This is a genomic window from Pseudomonas sp. 8BK (assembly GCF_902506475.1).
Classification (GTDB): Bacteria; Pseudomonadota; Gammaproteobacteria; order Pseudomonadales; family Pseudomonadaceae; genus Aquipseudomonas; species Aquipseudomonas anguilliseptica.
Genome location: NZ_LR733252.1, coordinates 2,993,672 through 3,012,747, shown reverse-complemented (window position 1 = coordinate 3,012,747; position 19,076 = coordinate 2,993,672). Strand labels below are relative to the sequence as shown.

Annotated in this window: 16 protein-coding genes, 3 tRNA genes and 2 pseudogenes; 8 read left to right on the top strand and 13 right to left on the bottom strand. The window is 60.0% G+C overall.

Going from position 1 to position 19,076, the window contains the following annotated elements; translation table 11 throughout:
• Window positions 1-55: 55 nt before the first annotated feature.
• Window positions 56-1,375, bottom strand: coding sequence for a 30S ribosomal protein S12 methylthiotransferase RimO (gene rimO, locus ACIN8IBEIGE_RS14085; protein ID WP_160015203.1), 1,320 nt, complete (start codon window positions 1,373-1,375; stop codon window positions 56-58).
• A 366-nt stretch (window positions 1,376-1,741) separates the two neighbouring features.
• On the opposite strand from rimO, the pseudogene ACIN8IBEIGE_RS14080 reads away from it, so the two are divergent.
• Together ACIN8IBEIGE_RS14080 and ACIN8IBEIGE_RS20975 are read left to right on the top strand one after the other, a co-directional pair.
• Window positions 1,742-1,915 (top strand): annotated as a pseudogene (locus ACIN8IBEIGE_RS14080) (transposase); the annotation flags it as partial.
• A gap of 20 nt (window positions 1,916-1,935) precedes the next feature.
• Window positions 1,936-2,127: pseudogene (locus tag ACIN8IBEIGE_RS20975) on the top strand (AraC family transcriptional regulator); the annotation flags it as partial.
• 6 nt (window positions 2,128-2,133) lie between these two features.
• On the opposite strand, the gene ACIN8IBEIGE_RS20970 reads toward ACIN8IBEIGE_RS20975, so the two are convergent.
• The 5 genes from ACIN8IBEIGE_RS20970 to ACIN8IBEIGE_RS14055 form a co-directional block, all read right to left on the bottom strand.
• Window positions 2,134-3,567: a hypothetical protein gene (locus tag ACIN8IBEIGE_RS20970; protein ID WP_256665159.1), complete on the bottom strand. Its 1,434-nt coding sequence runs from the start codon at window positions 3,565-3,567 to the stop codon at window positions 2,134-2,136.
• A gap of 588 nt (window positions 3,568-4,155) precedes the next feature.
• On the bottom strand, window positions 4,156-4,707 hold the full coding sequence (locus ACIN8IBEIGE_RS14070) for a cytochrome b (RefSeq protein WP_160015199.1): 552 nt from the start codon (window positions 4,705-4,707) through the stop codon (window positions 4,156-4,158).
• A 135-nt stretch (window positions 4,708-4,842) separates the two neighbouring features.
• Window positions 4,843-4,919, bottom strand: a tRNA-Met gene (locus ACIN8IBEIGE_RS14065).
• 122 nt (window positions 4,920-5,041) lie between these two features.
• A tRNA-Met gene (locus tag ACIN8IBEIGE_RS14060) sits at window positions 5,042-5,118 on the bottom strand.
• Window positions 5,119-5,238: 120 nt separating this feature from the next.
• A tRNA-Met gene (locus ACIN8IBEIGE_RS14055) sits at window positions 5,239-5,315 on the bottom strand.
• 205 nt (window positions 5,316-5,520) lie between these two features.
• Here ACIN8IBEIGE_RS14055 and ACIN8IBEIGE_RS14050 point away from each other — a divergent pair.
• On the top strand, window positions 5,521-5,736 hold the full coding sequence (locus tag ACIN8IBEIGE_RS14050) for a hypothetical protein (RefSeq protein WP_160015197.1): 216 nt from the start codon (window positions 5,521-5,523) through the stop codon (window positions 5,734-5,736).
• A gap of 23 nt (window positions 5,737-5,759) precedes the next feature.
• Entirely contained in the window at window positions 5,760-6,821 is a 1,062-nt protein-coding gene (gene dinB, locus ACIN8IBEIGE_RS14045; RefSeq protein ID WP_160015196.1) for a DNA polymerase IV, read from the top strand.
• Window positions 6,822-6,894: 73 nt separating this feature from the next.
• On the opposite strand, the gene rhlB is transcribed toward dinB, so the two are convergent.
• From rhlB to ACIN8IBEIGE_RS14020, 5 genes are all read right to left on the bottom strand, one after another.
• Window positions 6,895-8,334, bottom strand: coding sequence for an ATP-dependent RNA helicase RhlB (rhlB, locus tag ACIN8IBEIGE_RS14040; RefSeq protein ID WP_160015194.1), 1,440 nt, complete (start codon window positions 8,332-8,334; stop codon window positions 6,895-6,897).
• Window positions 8,335-8,438: 104 nt separating this feature from the next.
• The gene (locus ACIN8IBEIGE_RS14035; protein WP_160015193.1) at window positions 8,439-9,602 is read right to left on the bottom strand and encodes a dipeptidase; all 1,164 of its coding nucleotides are present in this window, start codon (window positions 9,600-9,602) and stop codon (window positions 8,439-8,441) included.
• A 130-nt stretch (window positions 9,603-9,732) separates the two neighbouring features.
• Window positions 9,733-10,671, bottom strand: a complete 939-nt coding sequence (locus tag ACIN8IBEIGE_RS14030; protein ID WP_160015191.1) for a GGDEF domain-containing protein — start codon at window positions 10,669-10,671, stop codon at window positions 9,733-9,735.
• Between the two features lie 197 nt (window positions 10,672-10,868).
• The gene (locus ACIN8IBEIGE_RS14025) at window positions 10,869-12,770 is read right to left on the bottom strand and encodes an acyl-CoA synthetase (protein ID WP_160015190.1); all 1,902 of its coding nucleotides are present in this window, start codon (window positions 12,768-12,770) and stop codon (window positions 10,869-10,871) included.
• 22 nt (window positions 12,771-12,792) lie between these two features.
• Window positions 12,793-13,452, bottom strand: a complete 660-nt coding sequence (locus ACIN8IBEIGE_RS14020; RefSeq protein WP_090387785.1) for an alpha/beta hydrolase — start codon at window positions 13,450-13,452, stop codon at window positions 12,793-12,795.
• Window positions 13,453-13,930: 478 nt separating this feature from the next.
• Here ACIN8IBEIGE_RS14020 and ACIN8IBEIGE_RS14015 point away from each other — a divergent pair, with 478 nt between their 5' ends.
• From ACIN8IBEIGE_RS14015 to ACIN8IBEIGE_RS14000, 4 genes are all read left to right on the top strand, one after another.
• Window positions 13,931-14,959 (top strand): amino acid ABC transporter substrate-binding protein, encoded by a 1,029-nt coding sequence (locus tag ACIN8IBEIGE_RS14015; RefSeq protein ID WP_160015188.1) that lies wholly within the window; start codon window positions 13,931-13,933, stop codon window positions 14,957-14,959.
• 101 nt (window positions 14,960-15,060) lie between these two features.
• On the top strand, window positions 15,061-16,245 hold the full coding sequence (locus ACIN8IBEIGE_RS14010) for an amino acid ABC transporter permease (RefSeq protein ID WP_160015186.1): 1,185 nt from the start codon (window positions 15,061-15,063) through the stop codon (window positions 16,243-16,245).
• A 9-nt stretch (window positions 16,246-16,254) separates the two neighbouring features.
• Window positions 16,255-17,352 carry an amino acid ABC transporter permease gene (locus ACIN8IBEIGE_RS14005; RefSeq protein WP_160015184.1) on the top strand — a complete coding sequence of 366 codons (1,098 nt, stop codon included), beginning with the start codon at window positions 16,255-16,257 and terminating at the stop codon, window positions 17,350-17,352.
• A gap of 25 nt (window positions 17,353-17,377) precedes the next feature.
• The gene (locus ACIN8IBEIGE_RS14000; protein WP_160015182.1) at window positions 17,378-18,142 is read left to right on the top strand and encodes an amino acid ABC transporter ATP-binding protein; all 765 of its coding nucleotides are present in this window, start codon (window positions 17,378-17,380) and stop codon (window positions 18,140-18,142) included.
• Window positions 18,143-18,218: 76 nt separating this feature from the next.
• On the opposite strand, the gene ACIN8IBEIGE_RS13995 is transcribed toward ACIN8IBEIGE_RS14000, so the two are convergent.
• A complete protein-coding gene (locus ACIN8IBEIGE_RS13995) occupies window positions 18,219-18,623 on the bottom strand; it encodes an META domain-containing protein (protein ID WP_160015180.1) in 405 nt (134 codons plus the stop codon).
• Window positions 18,620-19,060, bottom strand: coding sequence for a hypothetical protein (locus ACIN8IBEIGE_RS13990; RefSeq protein WP_160015178.1), 441 nt, complete (start codon window positions 19,058-19,060; stop codon window positions 18,620-18,622). The genes ACIN8IBEIGE_RS13995 and ACIN8IBEIGE_RS13990 overlap by 4 nt, the downstream gene beginning before the upstream one ends.
• Window positions 19,061-19,076: the final 16 nt, after the last annotated feature.

The window sequence follows — 19,076 nt, the reverse complement described above, 5'->3', positions numbered from 1 at the left end:
GTAAAAGCCCCGCATTGTGCGGGGCTTTATGGTTCTGCGCTGACGTGCGTGGCGTTTAGATCAGCTCGGCCCACATGTCGTATTCATCGGCGTCGATGATGCGTACGCGGACTTTATCGCCCGGATTGACGTCGGTGCTGGCAATAAACACGCTGCCGTCGATCTCTGGGGCATCGGCGTAGCAGCGGGCAACGGCGCCTTGGTCGTCGACTTCATCAATTAGCACGTCCATTTCCTTGCCGACCTTGAGTTGCAGGCGGGCGGTGCTGATGGCTTGCTGGTGGGCCATGAAGCGGTCCCAGCGATCCTGCTTGACGTCATCCGGTACCGGGTTGTCGAGCAGGTTGGCCGGGGCGCCTTCTACTGGCGAGTACTGGAAGCAGCCCACGCGGTCGAGTTGCGCTTCGGTCAGCCAGTCGAGCAGGTACTGGAAGTCCTCTTCGGTTTCGCCGGGGAAGCCGACGATAAACGTCGAGCGGATGGTCAGCTCCGGGCAGATCTCGCGCCAGGCTTTGATTCGCGCGAGTGTCTTGTCTTCGAAGGCTGGGCGCTTCATCAGTTTGAGCACTTTCGGGCTGGCGTGCTGGAAGGGGATATCCAGGTACGGCAGGATTTTGCCGGCGGCCATCAGGGGGATCAGTTCGTCGACGTGCGGGTAGGGGTAAACGTAGTGCAGGCGTACCCATACGCCCATGCTGGAGAGCGCTTCACACAGTTCGGTCATGCGGGTTTTCACCGGCTGGCCGTTCCAGAAGTCGGTCTTGTACTTCATGTCGACGCCGTAGGCGCTGGTGTCCTGGGAAATCACCAGCAGCTCTTTCACGCCAGCTTTGACCAGGCGCTCGGCTTCGCTGAGTACTTCGCCAACCGGACGGCTGACCAGCTTGCCGCGCATCGAGGGGATGATGCAGAAGCTGCAGCTATGGTTGCAGCCTTCGGAAATCTTCAGATAGGCGTAGTGGCGCGGCGTTAGTTTGATGCCCTGTGGCGGTACCAGGTCGATCAGTGGGTTGTGGTCCTGGCGCGGTGGTACGACCTCATGCACGGCGTTGACCACTTGCTCGTACTGCTGCGGGCCGGTCACCGACAGCACGCTGGGGTGTACGTCACGGATGCTGCCTTCTTCCACGCCCATGCAGCCGGTGACGATAACCTTACCGTTTTCCTTGATCGCTTCGCCGATCACGTCCAGGGACTCGGCCTTGGCGCTGTCGATAAAACCGCAGGTGTTGACCACCACCACGTCGGCGTCCTGATAGGTCGGCACTACTTCATAACCTTCCATGCGCAGCTGGGTCAGGATACGCTCGGAGTCCACCAGCGCCTTGGGGCATCCGAGACTTACAAACCCCACTTTGTGTGTGGTAATTGACATTGGGCTTACCTCATCGGGCGCTCTGTGTGGCACCGCTGATCAAAAAGTGCGCAATTCTAGCGGCGCTTGGTGAGATTATCCAGTGCCGTTGATAGTGTGGGTGTGCCCAGCGTGACAGTAAACTTTCTAGGATGGATTCCGCAGCACCTGCAACCTGGCTCCGTTAGATCAATCTGCGACGTCAATGCTGTGAAAGATGGCGCGCCCCCGATGTTGGGCCATCGCTCAACGGGTGCTTTGGGCTGATATTGGCCTGTCACGACCAGCAGAAGTCGACCCAAAACTGTCTGCCGCGATAGGCTGGAATCGGCCAGAACATGCCCTGCATGTGGCCTCTTGCTAGCATATCTGGGTGCTTCTGAGTATTTTGATTGCCCAAAGTATCGACAGCGAAACATCATTGAGCGGATGTTTGGCTGGCTGAAAGAGAACCGCAGAATAGGGACTCGCCACGACAAGCTGGCTAGGAGCTTTGCAGCCATGGTCACGCTGGCCTGCAGCCTACGCTGTATGAGGCAATACTTTTCGTACAAAGCCTAGAGGTGCCCTACCGGCGCGACGAAGTGGCACCGCCGGTGATATGCCTGGTGCCGCTGAGCATCGTGCTGGTGGCCCAAGGGGCCAAGCAGATGTGGGCGGGCGGCGAGGGTTTCCCCTGCGACACGGGGCGTTTTCTGGTGACGTCGCTGGACCTGCCGGCCAACTCCGAAGTCACCCTGGCCAGCCCGGAGCAGCCTTGCCTGGGCCTGAGCGCGACATCATGGCCTTGCGGGAGCGGGCGCTGGTGTCCTGACGCCGGGCGAGGGCGCCGCTACCTCACTGAACACCACCCCCATCTCGGTCAGCAACTCGGCGCGGGTGGCGGCCGAAGAGTCGCGGTAACCGCTCAGGTCACGGTATGCCGTCAGCGCCTGGGTTGTGGCCATATCCCTTGTCCCTTCGCGCCATAGCCAGGGCAGCAACTGCAACCGTGCCTTGATCCGGTCAGAGGGGCGGTCGGCCGGCAGATGGTCGATCATGGCCACCGCTTGGGGCAGCAGTGCTGGCTCGTGCTGTTTCAGGCCCGCTCGCCGGGCCAGGTCCAGAAGCTTGACCAGGGTGCTGATATCTTCAAGGCTGCGCGGCGTGCCGGCGGCGGGTTCCAGGGCCTGGAATGCCTGCCGGTAGCTGGCGCTGAAGTCCTGGTGGGCTTGCCACTGCAGTTGAGCCACCTGCTGCCAGGCGCTGGCCTGTTCCAGCGCAGATTGCTTGATCGGGCGTTCGGCGAAATAGCGCGCGGTGGGCAGGTCATTACGCTCGCTGGCATCCTTGATGAGCTTTGGCCACAGGCGGGCGCCGTAATGGGTGTTGCCGTCCTGGGGCGCGGCGGCGAGCAGTGCATAGGCTTGGTCCGGGGCGCCAGTGATAGCCAGGCGGGTCATGTTCAGATAGGGTGTCAAGGGCTCTGGCAGCGAGGCTCCGCCGGCCTTGAGTGCCAGCAGGTTGAGCTGGCTGAGGACGTAGCCTTTGCGCGAGTCGCGCAGTTGGCCGGTGGCCTCGATCCCTTGGTCGACAAAACCCAGAGCCTGGGTCTTGTCGCCCATTTTCAAGGCCAGCTCGGCCAGGCCGAGCCAGCTGAAGGCGGCATTTTCCCGCTCGCGCGCAAGGGCCTGGGTCACCGGGCTGATCATCCAACTGCGGGTATGCTGTGGGCTGCGCTGCATCGCGTAGATCATCCGGTCGTAACTGTCGAGCTTGTGCGCATACTCCAGCGCCAAAGCAAGCAGCGCACGGGCCTGAGTCTCGTCGCCCGCGCCGCAGTAGTGCAGTGCCAGCCACATGAAGGCCCCGGTGCTGGCGGTGCTGTCGCGCTCGGCCTGTTGCCGGGCAATGTCCAGCGCCTGACCCAGCAACGCTTCACGGCGCGCCGCGCTTACCTGTGGCAGCTCTGCCACTTCCACCAGCCGATAGGGCTGCGAGCCAGCATAAAGACCGGCGATGGTCTTGAGGGCGTCATCGACAAAACCGGCCCTGGCCTGGACCAGCGGCAGTGATGAATCGATGTTTTTCTCCTGACCGGCCTCAAGCAGGACGGCACGGGCCGCCTGATGCCAGTCGTGGCGGGCGATCAGGGCCTCGGCATTGCTGGCATGGGCAAGCAGTGGCAGGCAGGTGAGCAGCAGGGTGGTCAGCGTCCGTGCGAGGGTGTTCAACAGCGGGTCTCCGAAGGTTTAACGACTAGGGTGGCAGGCTAGGTTTTGTACGTAAAGTGCCTGCGCTCGGCCATGCTGCGTTAAAAACCGGCTCGGAATGCTCATTTACTCCAGTAAAGTCGGCCGCGACTCCGACCGTTCCTCGCCTGTTTTTGCCTTGCCTGACCTTCGCTCGCCGACTTTTCGTACAGAGCCTAGCGTCAAGCCGGCGGGACTGCCCACCTCTCACCGATATAACTGGCTCGCAAGTGACCGCTTCTGGCCGATTGTTGCCACTTACGCTAGTTACTACCCGGCCAGATGCCGTGCCACTAAAAAAGGCCCTTACCTCAGCTGTTGGTTGCGGTAAGGGCCTTTTTAGTGGCTACAGAATTTGTATAGATCAACTGACGCTGGGGCAACCGAGTGATACAAAGCCGACTTTCGGCGTGGCGGGGGTGGACATGGCGTTAACCTCAGGCGTGTACGGATGGATGCCGGGCGCTTGACGCGCCTCTGATCAAAAAGTGCGCAATTCTAGCGGCGACGCTGGCAATTGACCAGCGCTGAGCGTCGCCTTGATAGGGTGGGGCTGCTTGCGTAGCTGAGTCAGGACTGCTTGCTGGGTAGGATGCGGGTCAAGGTGTTGTCGCGTACGACAAAATGGTGGAGCAACCCAGCGGCGGCGTGCAGGCCGATCAACCAGTAGCCGGCGCTGCCTGCCAGCTCGTGCCATTCCTTTATGGTGCCGGCCAGCTCCGGGTTCTTGTCGATCAGTGACGGCAACTCCAGGCCAAAGAATGGGATGGGTTTGCCAGCAGCGCTGAGGATCAGCCAGCCGGCCAGCGGTGCGCCGATCATCAGGCCGTAGAGTGTTAGGTGCATCAGTTTTGCTGGGATGGCTTGCCAGCTGGGTAGTGCGGGCTGGATTGTCGGCGTCGGGGCAATTACACGGGCCAGCAAGCGCAGCCAGACCAGGGCGAAGACTGCGAGGCCGAGCATAAAGTGCCACTGCTTGAGCAGCTCGCGAGTATCGCTGCCTTTGGGGAAATTGCCTTTGAGTTCGATACAGGCGTAGACGCCAGCAATCAGGATCAGCATCAGCCAATGCAGGGCGATGGACAGGCTGCCGTAGCGCGATTCAGTATTCTTCCAGGACATGGTGGCATGGGCTCCGGACGGTAAGTGAGGATCGGCTCCAGTTTAGATAGGCAAGCCGTGAGCCTTGTTGCGCCTGATCACTTAAATCACGCACAAACAAAAAGGCCACTCGATTGAGTGGCCTTTTTGAGTATCTGGTTGCGGGAGCCGGATTTGAACCGACGACCTTCGGGTTATGAGCCCGACGAGCTACCAGACTGCTCCATCCCGCGCCGGCTATTCTATATAGAAATCGCGTGCTGTCAACAAAATAGTGTTTTTAATCAAATGCTTAGCTTGTGTTAGCGGCAGAAGCAAAAAAGGCCACTCGATTGAGTGGCCTTTTTTGAGTATCTGGTTGCGGGAGCCGGATTTGAACCGACGACCTTCGGGTTATGAGCCCGACGAGCTACCAGACTGCTCCATCCCGCGCCGGCCATTCTATACAGGAACGGTGCTTTGTCAATTGATTAGTGGTTTTTAATCAATAACTTAAATCGGTTGGGCGGAAATGCAAAAAGGCCACTCGATTGAGTGGCCTTTTTGAGTATCTGGTTGCGGGAGCCGGATTTGAACCGACGACCTTCGGGTTATGAGCCCGACGAGCTACCAGACTGCTCCATCCCGCGGCGCCAATTCTAGCGCCTAAATGCTCCTTGTCAACCTAAAGGTGGCTAGAAGTTGTTTTTATTCAGATGCTTAGCCGTGAGCTAGCGAGTTTTGCGCTGCAGAGCCCTGTGCTAGAGCCTGATTGGGTGGACAGCTTGGCTTTTGGCATAGCCCGCAACCGGGCTGTTGGGCTAGAGTCCGTGCCCATTGAATGGGAGGAAAGTTATGAGCGTTGAATGCAAAGCCTGTGGTGCTCAGGTGTCAGGCGATGCCAAGAGTTGTCCAGGTTGTGGGGCCGCCGTATCGGCGAAGACCAAGTTGGTGCCGTTGGCGGCTTTTATGCTGATTGTCATCCTGATCATCCAGTCTTATATGGGCAAGTCTGAGGATGCAGCGAGCGAAGCCAAGCCAGCAGCGCCTGTAAGTTCAGCCGAGCAGTAGCCGCAGGAACGGTGGGCTTGGCGATGAGCAGCCGCAAGATCATTCACGTGGACTGTGATTGCTTCTACGCAGCAATCGAGATGCGTGATGATCCGATCCTGGCCAGCAAGCCGTTGGCTGTTGGGGGCTCGGCAGATCGGCGTGGGGTGATTGCCACCTGCAATTACGAGGCGCGTAGTTATGGTGTGCGCTCGGCGATGGCTTCCGGCCAAGCGCTGAAATTGTGTCCCGACCTGGTGATCGTCAAGCCGCGGATGGATGCCTACAAGGCGGTATCGCGGGAGATTCTGGCGATCTTTCGCGATTACACCGAGCTGATCGAGCCTTTGTCGCTGGATGAGGCTTATCTGGATGTAACCGACAGCCCACACTTTGCCGGCAGCGCCACGCGTATCGCTCAGGATATTCGCAGGCGGGTCTCGCAGGAGTTGCATATCACTGTCTCTGCGGGCGTGGCGCCGAACAAGTTCCTGGCCAAGATCGCTAGCGACTGGAAGAAGCCTAACGGCCTGTTTGTGATTACCCCAGATCAGGTTGATGACTTTGTCGCGGCCTTACCGGTGAGCAAGCTGCATGGCGTAGGCAAGGTCACGGCTGACAAGCTCGGGCGTTCGGGCATTCGTACCTGCAGCGATCTGCGCGAGTGGAACAAGCTGGCGTTGGTCAAGGATTTCGGCAGTTTCGGCGAGCGCTTGTGGGGGCTGGCGCGCGGGATTGATGAGCGAGTCGTGCATAACGACAGTCGGCGCCAGTCGGTCAGCGTGGAAAACACCTTTGATAGGGATCTGCCGGATCTGGCTGCCTGTCTGGAACAGTTACCCGCACTGCTGGAGCAACTGGCCAAGAGAATGGAGCGGCTGGATACGAGTTATCGGCCGGATAAACCCTTCGTCAAGATCAAGTTCCATGACTTCAGTCAGACCACCTTGGAGCAGGGGGGGGCACGGCGTGATCTGGAGAGCTATAAGCGGCTGATGAGCGCCGCCTTCGCCCGCGGCAATAAGGCGGTTCGTCTGCTCGGTGTTGGTGTGCGATTGCATGACTTGCGCGGCGAACACGAGCAGTTGGAGTTATTTGCACCCTGACGGCTGCTGTATAAGACGCTGAAAATAAAAAAGGCGAAGCCCCAGGGCTTCGCCTTTTTTAGTTGCGCATGTATCAGTGCTTGCGCGGTACCGGCTTGAGCAGCTCGTCCGGCGGCATTTCACAGGCGATCTTGCGGCCCAGCAGGGCCTCGATGGCGGGCAGGGCGTAGGCGTCGTCTTCGCCGGCAAAGCTGATCGAGGTGCCGCTGGTGCCGGCGCGACCGGTGCGGCCGATGCGGTGCACATAGTCGTCCGGGGTTTCCGGCAGGGTGAAGTTGATCACGTGGCTGATGGCGTCGACGTGGATGCCGCGGCCGGCTACGTCGGTGGCGACCATCACGCGGATCTTGCCTTCACGGAAGCCTTCCAGGGCGCGGATGCGCTTGTGCTGTGGCACATCGCCGGACATCTGTACGGCACTGATGCCGTCGCGGGTCAGGCGTTCCTCGATGCGCCGCACTTCGTCCTTGCGGTTGGCGAAGACCATCACCCGGATCCAGTCGTTCTGTGTAATCAGGTTGTACAGCAGCTTGTACTTGTCGCTGCCAGCCACGGCATAGACGTGCTGCTCGACGGTATCGCTGGCGACGTTTTCCGGTTCGATCTCGACGATCGCCGGGTCGGTGGTCCACTGCTTGGCCAGGTTCATCACGTCGTCGGTGAAGGTCGCGGAAAACAGCAGAGTCTGGCGTTCGCCCTTCATCGGGGTCTGGCGGATGATCTGCCGCACCTGCGGGATAAAGCCCATGTCGAGCATGCGATCCGCTTCGTCGAGCACCATCACCTCGACCATATCGAGGTGCACTTCGCCGCGCTGGTTGAAGTCCAGTAGTCGACCGGGTGTGGCGACCAGAATGTCGCAGAAGCGTGATTCGAGCTGCTTAAGCTGCTTGTCGAAGTCCATGCCGCCGACAAACTGCATAACGTTGAGGCCGCTGTACTTGGTCAGCTCGGCGGCGTCCTTGGCGATCTGTACCACCAGCTCGCGGGTCGGCGCGATGATCAGCGCGCGCGGCTCGCCCATATAGCGTTCTTTCGGCGGCGGGGTCTGCTGCAGCTGGGTGATGATCGAGATCAGGAAGGCGGCTGTTTTACCCGTGCCGGTCTGGGCGCGGCCGATGGCGTCGCGACCACTGAGAGTGTAACCCAGCACCTGCGCCTGGATCGGCGTGCAGTAGGGAAAGCCCAGATCATGGATCGCATGCATCAGCTCGGGGGAGAGCTTGAAGTCATGAAAGCGGGTCTTGCCCTCAGCCGGCGCTACGGCGAAGTCTTCCAGTTTCCAGGTGTCGACTGGTTTGGCAGGGCGTTCGCGGCGTGGTTTCGCCGGTTTTACTTTGCTCTGTAGCGGTTTTTCAGCGGTTTCAGCAGTGCGCAGCTTGGCGCTGCGGCTGTGTTGTTCGGTGCATTCGTCCTGCTGGGCGCGAGTCGCGCTGGACGCTGTAGACGGGCCTGCTGGGCTGGGCTGCTCGCCCTCGGCTTTGCCGAATATCTTCTTGAGTGCTTTGAGCACGGTCATCTCATCAATTGGTTAAGGAGTGAACGGCCGCCAGTGTAAAGCAAGAAGCCGGCGCGGCGAAGTGCCACGCCGGATAGCGGCGCCTGGCTGGTTTTTACTCAATCTTCCAGGAGGTTGGCAAGCAGCAGGCGCTGCACATTGCCGCCCATGATTGCGGCGATTTCCTCGGGTTTGAAGCCGGCCTTGAGCAGGCCTTCGGTCAGTTGTGGCAGGCCGGTGACATCAAACGGCGCATGGATGGTGCCGTTGAAGTCAGAACCCAGTGCTACATGCTGCACGCCAATCAAGTCGGTGGTATAGCGCATGGCTTTGACGATGGCCTCGACCGAAGTGGCGCAGACGGCGGCATCCCAGTAGCCGATGCCGATTACTCCGCCGGTGGCGGCGATGGCTTGCAGGTGCTTGTCGCTGAGGTTGCGCGGGCCTTTGCAGGTGCCTTCGACGCCAGTGTGGGAGACCAGCACCGGGCGTGTGGCGATGGCCAGCACGTCGTCGATCAAGGGGCGCGAGGCGTGGGCCAGGTCGATCAGCATGGCCTTTTCTTCCAGGCGCTTGATCACTTGCCGGCCCAGTGGGGTCAGGCCACCTTTGTCCAGGCCATGGGCCGAGCCGCCGATTTCGTTATCAAAGAAGTGGGTCAGGCCGGTGATGCGAAAGCCTGCGTCATAGAGTGCGTCGACGTTCTCCAGTTTGCCCTCGATCGGTTGCAGGCCTTCGGTTGCGAGGATTGCCGCTACACGCTGCGGGTCTTTCTGCCAGGCGCTGACAAAGTTGGCGAGGTCGCTGCGGGTTTTGATCAGCACTAGGCGGCCGTCACTGTTGGCGCTGGCCTCATTGAGCTTCTGTGCCTGGTACAGCGCGCGTTGCAGCAGGCTGCTCCAGGTTTCCCTGGGCCAGCGCTGGGCCATGGCCAGCAGGGTGATGTTGTCGGTTTCGCCGCTGTTACGCTCATAGTTGATGCCGCGCGGCGTCTTGGTCACGGTGGAGAACACCTGCAGCCCCACATGGCCTTCGAGCATGCGCGGCAGATCGGAGTGGCCGAAGTCATAACGTTTGAGCAGGTCGCGCTCCCACAACAGCACGTCGTCATGCAGGTCGGCGATAAACAGCTGTTGATGCAGCTGCTTGGCCGGCTCGCTGGTGGGATAGGGTGCGGGGGACTCGACGCTGTTCATCTTGCGGTCAAGCAAGGAGGGCAGGGCAAACACGCTGCCCGCAGCGATCAACAGGATTACCAGCAGAGTGATCAGAATTTTGCGCATAAGAAGGTGCCATCCGGGCGTTGTTGTTATGCGCAGCACTCTAGCAAGAGTGAGTAGGAAATGTGATTGAGTGGACTGCAGTACGGGGGGCTTTAACGCAGTAGGGCCGACGCGCAGCAGACCGTGAGGATTAGCCGCAGAGGCAGTCGCGGCCTTGCTGCTTGGCCTGATACAACGCGCTGTCGGCGCGGGCGATCACGCCTTGCAGGCTGTCCTTGGGTTGCATCTGCGCCAGTCCGATGGATACGGTCACCCCCGGCAGCACGCCAATCGGTGAGTGGAACGAGCTGACAGTGCGCAGCGCCAGGCGCAGCCGTTCGCCGATGCTACGGGCCTCATCGATGCCGATTTCCGGTAGCAGGATGACGAATTCTTCGCCGCCATAGCGGGTCAGGCTGTCCTTGGGGCGCAGCTGATTGCGCAGAGTGTGCGCTACCAGGCACAGGGCATAGTCGCCGGCGAGGTGGCCGTGTTGATCGTTGTAGGCTTTGAAATGGTCGACATCAAGCATCAGCATGCACAGTGGCTTGCCGTTGAAGGCGCTGCGGGTGCTTTCGCGTTCGAAGATATGTTCCAGCCAGCGGCGGTTATAGGCGCCGGTGAGGGCGTCGATATTGGCGGTCTGTTCGCTGTCGAGAATGATCCGGTTGCCTTTGCGCACGCGGTCGCAGAGCAGTTCGAGCATGTTCTGCATCAGTTCTGGCGATTGCTGGAATAGGTTGAACAGCGACTCGCGGTGCAGGCGCAGCACACAGCAGGGCTCGGTCGCCACTACATAGGCAGACGGGTGCTCATTGTCGATAAAGCTGATTTCGCCAGCGCAATCGCCGACGCTCAGAGTACTGACAGCCTGGCTGTCGAGCGAGCCGAGATAGACCTTGAGTTGGCCCTTGAGCAGCAGGTAGAGGTACTGATTGCGGTTGAAGGGTGACAGCAGTACTTCGCCGGCTTCCAGATCGCAGGCGCGGAATTCCTTGAGCAACTGGCTGATGCTGCTGGTGGCGACATTGTTGAACAGTCGCAGATGGCGAAGTTGCTGCAGGTCAGCCTGCCATTTGGCGTTTTTCATTGGATCGGCAGGTGTGACGGTTGTGGGTTGGGAATGTTGGGCATCGCTAACGCTCCCTGCATTAAGGGCGAACACCATGCCTGAACATATTCCGCTGCCTGTGGCCTGACAATCCTTGTCAGACGCACGGGCGACCAGTGGTATTGAAGTTGAATGGTTGGTCACAAATCTGGCGCGATCCTTGCGCCGGCACTTGCTTACTTGGTGGGGTGCAGTTCTATGGCGACTGCAAAGCCGGCCAGGCGTTGGCTCACCGCGTTAGCCAGTGCTGCCTGATCTGCTGGCAGATAGATGTGGGCGACCTGACCGCGTTTGTCGTCACTGAGTACTTCCACGCGCAGGCGTGCATCCAGCTCTGCCAGTGCAGCTTGGTAAACGCGCGCAATGGCATCGAAGCGCAGCGCCGGTTTGAAGGTTTTACCCACGGCGGTCAGCGGAATGGCGTCGATGATCCAGGCGTCCTTGGGGATCGCCGCGCGCTCGGGAATGTGTTCGGCAGCATGGGCCAATAATTCGGCTTCGCTGACCTGCACGCCGGGCTTGAGTTGCACGTAGACCACGGGCAGCTCGCCGGCTTTCTCATCAGGCTTGCCGACCGCAGCGGCCATGGCTACTGCGGGGTGCTTGTGCAGCGCTTCTTCGATCATCTGCGGGTCAATATTGTGGCCGCCACGGATGATCAGATCCTTGCTGCGCCCGGTCAGCCAGATATAGCCATCGGCATCCACGCGGCCCAGGTCGCCGGTGTTGAACCAATCGCCGTCGACCCAGATGCCGGCATTCTTGCTGCTTTGCAGGTATCCCTTGAACACCGTGGCACCACGGATGCACAGGTTGCCGATTTCATTGCGATTGGCCTCTCTTAGATAGTTGCCTTGTTCGTCGAGGATCTTGATGCTCACCTCGCAATAGGGCATCGGCAGGCCGATGGAGCCGGGGCGACGCTCGCCTGCGGGCGGGTTGGCGCAGCTGCCGCAAGTACCTTCGGTGAGGCCGTAGCCTTCGATCAGGGTCAGTCCGGTTTTGCTTTCGAACTGGCGAATCAGCTCCACTGGCATCGGTGCGGCACCGCACAGCGCGTATTTCAGCGAGCTGAGGTCGTGGCTTTCGCTCGGTACCTGCAGCAGGCCGGCGTAGATGGTCGGTACGCCGCTGAAGAAGCTGACCTTGTGGTGTTCAATGATCTTCCAGAAATTGCTGATCAGGTTGGGGTTGCGATAACCCTGCGGAGTGGCCAGCAGCACTTCGGCACCGCCAATAAAGGCGGTAAGGCCGGTGACGATTACGCCGTTGACGTGGAACAGTGGCAGGCCGCAGAGGGTTACATCGCCCGGTTCGAAGCCGGTGACCAGATTCATGCTGTAGGCCATGGCCACTTCGTTACCGTGGCTGTGCGGCGCGAGCTTCGGCGTACCGGTGGTGCCACCGGTATGGAAATAGCTGGCAATGTCGTCTGGCGCGATGACGCGGCCGCTTTCCAGGTGGTCGTCCGGGCAGGCTGCAATCAGTTCATCAAAATCCAGCACGCCGTCCGGCAATGGCCCGCGCTGCGTCTTGATGGCGCTGCGCTGTGGCTCCGGCAGCAGATTGGCCATGTCCACACAGATAATCGCCTTGAGCGCTGGCAGTTGCTCGCGCAGGCCTTCGACCTTGGCCCACAGGTCGGTGCCGGGGAAGGGCGCGAGGGTCACCAGCAGCTCGGAGTCCGAGGCCTGGATCAATTCGGCGATATGTTCCGGGTCGAGCAGCGGGTTGATCGCGTTGACGATCCCGGCCGCTTCGCCGCCCCAGATGGTGAAGTGGGTGTGCGGCAGGTTCGGCAGCAGAAACGATACCGCCTTACCTGGGCGCAGGCCCAGGCGATGAAAGGCATTGGCGGTCTGGGTGATCTTGCCCAGCAGTTGCCCATAACTGAGGCGGTAAGCCGCCTCGTCTGCCGTGCCCTGGAGGATAAACGAGAGTGCCGGTGCATCCGCTTGCCGCGCTGCACTGCGGCGGATCAGCTCATAGGTATTGGCCGGCAGGTCGCGTTCGGCCAGTGGGGTTTGCTCGATCAGCTGGATATCGCGCAGGGTCTTGATCGCAGGGATGGCAGGCATAAATGTTTTCGCTCGTAGACAGTCAACTGGTGAACCGTTGCTCCAGCCAATCGGCGATGTCGCGGATTTCCTCATTCACCACTTCGTGGCCCATCGGGTAATCACGCCATTGCACGCTGACGCCAGAGGCACTCAGGTAGTCATGGGCCGCGCGGCCCATGGCCGGCAGAACTATGTCGTCGAATGTGCCATGCAAACACAGGGCCGGCAGTTGTTTTTTTGTATCCGCCAGCTGGATGTCGTCGCTGAAGGTCGGTGCATAGGTCGATAGGGCGATAACTCCGCCGAGGGCGAACTGCCAGCGCAGGAAGGCGGTGTGCAGCACCACCGCGCCGCCCTGGGAGAAACCGGCGAGAACGATGCGCGCAGGATCAATGCCGCTGTCACGCTGCGCTTCGATCAGCGCGATCACCTGCTGCGCCGAGGCTTCCAGCTGCTCGCGGTTGATCGCCCGGGCCGGACTCATGGCTAGAATGTCGTACCAGCTGGGCATGGCGTAGCCGCCGTTAATGGTTACCGCCTGGGTCGGCGCTTGTGGCAGAACGAAGCGGGTGCTGTGCAAGCGCTTCTGCAGCATCTCGGCTACCGGCATAAAGTCGTAGCGATCGGCACCCAGGCCGTGCAACCAAATGACGCACGCGTCTGCGGCAAGTGTGGGCTGAAGAATCAAGGGTTCGCTCATCTGAGGCTCCGCTGTGGTGCGTGCGCGCTGATTTAGTGCGCGAGAAATTTTAGGGGGTGGCGATTCTAGAAAGAAGTTGTCGCCAGGGTGCAAGTTTTGCTCTTGACCTGTCCGTATGGTGCTCAAAGCGCGGCGCTGGTACGGGCCTTGCTATACACCCTAGAGACTGATGACGTTGCCGGGTCGTGGTAACACTGCCACCAAACTGGGCACGGAGCAGACTGAAATGCCTTTGCTGGCGTTTCACAGGTTCGCCAGGCGCTGCATGCTGTGCGACAAGTCACTTGCTATCTGTCTCTGGCCCATTCAAATAATGGGCGGGTACGAGTTTATGGCCGCTGGAGCAATCGGCAACTAAACTCGCGCTAAGGTTTGATCCCCGGTTGAGTGTGTTGCTGCCGACACAGTCAACGAGCCCCATAAGGGTACGGTGGTAGAACCGAGACTCCAAACACAACAAAAGCAACTGGAGGTTTTAATGAAGATGGTGAAATCCACATTGGCAGTACTGACCACCGCCGCTGTTCTCGGTGTCAGCAGTTTTGCTCAAGCAGGCGCTACTCTGGACGCGATCCAGAAGAAAGGTTTCGTACAGTGCGGTATCAGCGATGGTCTGCCTGGCTTCTCCTACGCCGATGAGAAGGGTAACTACCTGGGTCTCGACGTTGACGTATGCCGCGCAGTTGCTGCCGCAGTATTCGGTGATGCAACCAAGGTCAAGTACAGCCCGCTGACCGCCAAGGAGCGCTTCACCGCGCTGCAGTCTGGCGAAGTCGACATCCTCTCGCGCAACACCACCTGGACCAGCTCGCGTGATTCGGGCCTGGGTCTGAACTTTGCCGGCGTCAACTACTACGACGGTCAAGGTTTCCTGGTTAACAAGAAGCTTGGCGTTTCCAGCGCTAAAGAACTCGACGGCGCAACTGTCTGCATCCAGGCAGGTACCACCACCGAGCTGAACCTCTCCGACTACTTCCGTGCCAACGGCCTGAAGTACACCCCGATCACCTACGATACCTCCGACGAGAGCGCCAAATCGGTTGAAGCTGGCCGTTGCGACGTGCTGACCTCCGACCAGTCGCAGCTGTACGCACAGCGCATCAAACTGGCCGATCCGAACTCCTACGTGGTACTGCCGGAAGTGATCTCGAAAGAGCCACTGGGCCCGGTCGTACGCCAGGGTGACGAAGAGTGGTTCGACATCGTGCGCTGGTCGCTCTACGCGATGGTCAACGCTGAAGAACTGGGCGTAACTTCGGCCAACGTCGAAGAGCAGGCCAAATCCACCAAGAACCCCGATGTAGCGCGTCTGCTCGGTGCTGAAGGTGAGTTCGGCAAAGATCTGAAACTGCCGAAAGACTGGGCCGTGCAGATCGTCAAGCAAGTGGGCAACTACGGTGAGAGCTTTGAGCGCAACGTCGGTACCGGCAGCGAGCTGAAGATCGAGCGTGGCCTCAACGCCCTGTGGAACAAAGGTGGTCTGCAGTACGCACCGCCGGTGCGCTGACCGTCCGCTGCCAGCCGCTCGTCCTGAGTGGCTGGCATTGTTCTGATTGATGTGAACCTCATGCCCGCTGATGCGGGCATGAGGGTTCCAAGAGGGCTTCTATGCAAACCACTGCAAATGTCCCGCGCCCCGGTGGATCGGTCTGGACCGACCCCAAGGCGCGTGCTTGGCTATTTCAAATTCTTGCCGTTATCGCCGTTGTGGCGCTCGGCTGGTTTCTGTTTGACAACACCCAGACCAACCTGGAAAAGCGCGGGATCACCTCCGGTTTTTCCTTTCTCAATAACAGCGCCGGTTTCGGTATTGCCCAGCACCTGATCGACTACGACGAAAGCAACTCCTATGGGCGTGTTTTCGTGGTGGGTTTGCTCAACACCTTGTTGGTGTCGGTGATTGGTATTGTCCTGGCGACGTTGTTGGGTTTTCTGCTGGGTGTGGCGCGTCTGTCGCCGAACTGGCTGGTCAGCAAACTGGCCACCGTGTACATCGAGACGTTCCGTAACATCCCGCCACTGCTGCAGATTTTCTTCTGGTACTTCGCCGTCATGCTCTCCCTGCCAGGACCGCGGCAGAGCATGGGCATGGGCGAGACGTTCTTTCTCAACAGCCGTGGCCTGTATATGCCGGCCCCAAGTCCGACGGACAGCTTCAGCCTGTTTGCCGGTGCGGTGATCGTCGCAATCATCGGCGTGGTGCTGCTGGCGCGCTGGTCGAAGGCGCGCTTTGAGGCCACAGGCAAATATTTCCCGGTGTCTCTGGGGGCTGTGCCGTTGTTGCTGGTCTTACCTGGCCTGGCTGTGCTGTTGGGCGGTAATCCGCTGCAGTGGAGTGTGCCGGAGCTGACGGGCTTCAACTTCCGTGGCGGCTGGGTGCTGATCCCTGAGCTGATGGCCTTGACCCTGGCCTTGACCATCTACACCGCAGCCTTTATCGCCGAGAACGTGCGTTCCGGGATCATGGCGGTCAGCCACGGGCAGACCGAGGCCGCGCGCTCTCTGGGGCTGCCCGCAGGCAAGACCCTGCGTCTGGTGATCATTCCGCAGGCGCTGCGGGTGATCATTCCGCCGCTGACCAGCCAATACCTCAACCTGGCGAAGAACTCCTCGCTGGCCGCCGGTATCGGTTATCCGGACATGGTCTCGCTGTTCGCCGGTACGGTACTCAACCAGACCGGGCAAGCGATCGAGGTGATTGCCATCACCATGAGTGTGTACCTGGCGATCAGTATCAGCATTTCCATGCTGATGAACTGGTACAACAAGCGCATTGCGCTGATCGAGCGGTAAGGGGCAGCCATGCAAACTCATACGTTCAAACCTGATCTACCGCCACCCGCGCTCAGCGTTGGTGTGCTCGGTTGGCTGCGCGCCAACCTGTTCTCCAGCTGGTTCAACACCCTGTTGACGCTGTTCGCAGCGTATCTGGTGTGGCTGATGGTACCGCCGCTGATCCAGTGGGCCTTTATTGATGCCGACTGGACCGGCACCACTCGTGCCGACTGCACCAGCGGTGGGGCCTGCTGGGTGTTTGTGCAGCAGCGCTTTGGCCAGTTCATGTACGGTTTTTACCCGAGCGAGCTGCGTTGGCGCGTTGACCTGACTCTGTGGCTGGCGGTCATCGGTGCTGCACCGTTGTTCGTGCCGCAGATGCCGCGCAAGGCCATTTATGGCCTGGCTTTCCTGGTGGTCTATCCGCTGCTGGCATATTGGCTGCTGCATGGTGGCTTCTTCGGTCTATCGACCGTGTCCACCAGCCAGTGGGGCGGCCTGATGCTGACCCTGGTGATTGCCGCTGTGGGTATTGCCGGCGCCTTGCCGCTGGGCATTCTGCTGGCGCTGGGACGCCGTTCGGATATGCCGGCGATCCGGGTGATCTGCGTGACCTTTATCGAGTTCTGGCGCGGGGTGCCGTTGATCACCGTGCTGTTTATGTCCTCGGTAATGTTGCCGCTGTTCCTGCCCGAGGGCCTGTCCTTCGACAAGCTGATGCGTGCGCTGATCGGGGTGATCCTGTTCCAGTCGGCCTATATCGCCGAAGTGGTGCGCGGTGGCCTGCAGGCGATTCCCAAAGGTCAGTACGAGGCCGCTGCGGCCATGGGCCTGGGCTACTGGCGGATGATGGGCCTGGTGATTCTGCCGCAAGCCCTGAAGCTGGTTATTCCCGGCATCGTCAACACCTTTATTGCGCTGTTCAAGGACACCAGCCTGGTGATCATCATCGGCCTGTTCGACCTGCTCAACAGCATCAAGCAAGCCACCACCGATCCGGCTTGGCTGGGCATGGCCACTGAAGGCTATGTGTTCGCCGCGCTGATTTTCTGGATTTTCTGTTTTGGTATGTCCCGCTACTCCCAACATCTGGAGCGCAAGCTGGACACCGGCCACAAGCGTTAGGAGCCACGCCATGAATGAAGCAAGCATGAGTGAAGCAAACAAACAGCCGGTAGCGGCTGACGGCATGATCCAGATGCAGGGCGTGCACAAATGGTACGGTCAGTTCCATGTGCTCAAAGACATCAACCTGAATGTGCAGGCTGGTGAGCGTATTGTGTTGTGCGGGCCTTCCGGTTCGGGCAAGTCGACCACCATCCGCTGCCTCAACCGTCTGGAAGAGCACCAGCAGGGGCGCATCGTGGTTGATGGCACTGAGCTGACCCACGACCTCAAGCACATCGAAGCGGTGCGTCGTGAAGTCGGTATGGTGTTCCAGCACTTCAACCTGTTCCCGCACCTGACCGTGCTGCAGAACTGCACCCTGGCGCCGATGTGGGTGCGCAAGATGCCCAAGCGTCAGGCGGAAGAGATTGCCATGCACTTTCTCGAGCGCGTGCGTATTCCGGAGCAGGCCAACAAGTACCCAGGCCAGCTCTCTGGCGGCCAGCAGCAGCGTGTGGCGATTGCCCGTGCGCTGTGCATGAAGCCGAAGATCATGCTGTTCGACGAGCCGACCTCGGCTCTCGATCCGGAAATGGTCAAGGAAGTGCTGGATACCATGATCGGCCTGGCTGAAGACGGCATGACCATGCTCTGCGTAACCCACGAAATGGGCTTTGCCCGCACCGTGGCGAACCGGGTGATCTTTATGGATAAGGGCGAGATCGTTGAGCAGAACGAGCCCGACGCCTTCTTCACCAATCCGCAAAACGAACGCACCAAGCTGTTCCTCAGCCAGATCATTCACTGAGTTTCAGCCGCAAATAAAAAGGGAGCCTTCGGGCTCCTTTTTATTTGCGCATGGGTAGCAGATCCGAGACGGGCTCTTATTTGCTCTCAGGCCATAGGCGCAATGGCTTGCCTTCGGCGGGCCACAGCTGCAGCTGTTCGGTGGCGGAGAAGTCCCAGCGCTCTACCTTGCTCAGACTGTCGAGAAAGCGCGCTTCCTGCTCCATCAGCGCCGGAGCGCACATCTTGCGGGTGCTGCCGGCAGCACTGAAACTGAGCGTGTCGCCCTCCAGGGTGTAACCGGCAAACCAGTGGTTGCAGCCGGCGTTGCCATAGGCGCGGCCGTCGTCACCAAGGGTGATAGTCAGGTGGCTGCGGTCGATCAGTGGGCGTTCACCGATCCATTCCACCTGATAGCTGTGCTCGGTTTCCAGCTGCGGTGTTGATGTGGCGCAGCCCACGAGACCGGCAGCCAGCAGGCTGATAGTCAGTGCACGTTTCATATAGCCTCCTTGTTGATGCATTTCGGGCACAGGTGCTTGGCGTTTTTCGATTGCCAGCCCAGTTCCTTGATCCGTGCTTCGGCGGCCGGCGCCTGGGCCTTTTTACCGAGGGCGGCGTCGACGGCGAACTCGAAGTCCAGCAGCGCGTTGCAGCTGTCACAGTTGGCCTGCCAATTGAATATCGCCAGCTCCTTGAAGGCTGGGCCGGTGGCCACAGCCACCCACTGGCCACGCGGGTTGATCAGGTGACGAACCTTGTCGGCCTGCAGGCGCATGGACAGCTCACGGCTGCCCTTGAGAGTAACCAGCAGGGTGTCGCCACTCTGGATTGAGCCGCCATTGCCGGTGACCTGGTAACGGCCCGGTGCCAATGCGCGGCATTCGATCAGGGTGTGCTCGGGGTTGAGCAGGTTGTAGCGAAAGTCGTGTTCAGCCATGGAGCCTCCAAATAGG

Excerpts from the sequence above, each read along its gene's own strand:
- ACIN8IBEIGE_RS13995 (WP_160015180.1), bottom strand. The coding sequence starts at position 18,623 with ATGAAACGTGCACTGACTATCAGCCTGCTGGCTGCCGGTCTCGTGGGC.
- rimO (WP_160015203.1), bottom strand. The coding sequence starts at position 1,375 with ATGTCAATTACCACACACAAAGTGGGGTTTGTAAGTCTCGGATGCCCC.
- ACIN8IBEIGE_RS14020 (WP_090387785.1), bottom strand. The coding sequence starts at position 13,452 with ATGAGCGAACCCTTGATTCTTCAGCCCACACTTGCCGCAGACGCGTGC.
- ACIN8IBEIGE_RS14035 (WP_160015193.1), bottom strand. The coding sequence starts at position 9,602 with ATGCGCAAAATTCTGATCACTCTGCTGGTAATCCTGTTGATCGCTGCG.
- ACIN8IBEIGE_RS14005 (WP_160015184.1), top strand. The coding sequence starts at position 16,255 with ATGCAAACTCATACGTTCAAACCTGATCTACCGCCACCCGCGCTCAGC.
- dinB (WP_160015196.1), top strand. The coding sequence starts at position 5,760 with ATGAGCAGCCGCAAGATCATTCACGTGGACTGTGATTGCTTCTACGCA.
- ACIN8IBEIGE_RS14025 (WP_160015190.1), bottom strand. The coding sequence starts at position 12,770 with ATGCCTGCCATCCCTGCGATCAAGACCCTGCGCGATATCCAGCTGATC.
- ACIN8IBEIGE_RS14030 (WP_160015191.1), bottom strand. The coding sequence starts at position 10,671 with ATGAAAAACGCCAAATGGCAGGCTGACCTGCAGCAACTTCGCCATCTG.
- ACIN8IBEIGE_RS14050 (WP_160015197.1), top strand. The coding sequence starts at position 5,521 with ATGAGCGTTGAATGCAAAGCCTGTGGTGCTCAGGTGTCAGGCGATGCC.
- ACIN8IBEIGE_RS14070 (WP_160015199.1), bottom strand. The coding sequence starts at position 4,707 with ATGTCCTGGAAGAATACTGAATCGCGCTACGGCAGCCTGTCCATCGCC.
- ACIN8IBEIGE_RS14000 (WP_160015182.1), top strand. The coding sequence starts at position 17,378 with ATGAGTGAAGCAAACAAACAGCCGGTAGCGGCTGACGGCATGATCCAG.
- ACIN8IBEIGE_RS14010 (WP_160015186.1), top strand. The coding sequence starts at position 15,061 with ATGCAAACCACTGCAAATGTCCCGCGCCCCGGTGGATCGGTCTGGACC.
- ACIN8IBEIGE_RS14015 (WP_160015188.1), top strand. The coding sequence starts at position 13,931 with ATGAAGATGGTGAAATCCACATTGGCAGTACTGACCACCGCCGCTGTT.
- ACIN8IBEIGE_RS13990 (WP_160015178.1), bottom strand. The coding sequence starts at position 19,060 with ATGGCTGAACACGACTTTCGCTACAACCTGCTCAACCCCGAGCACACC.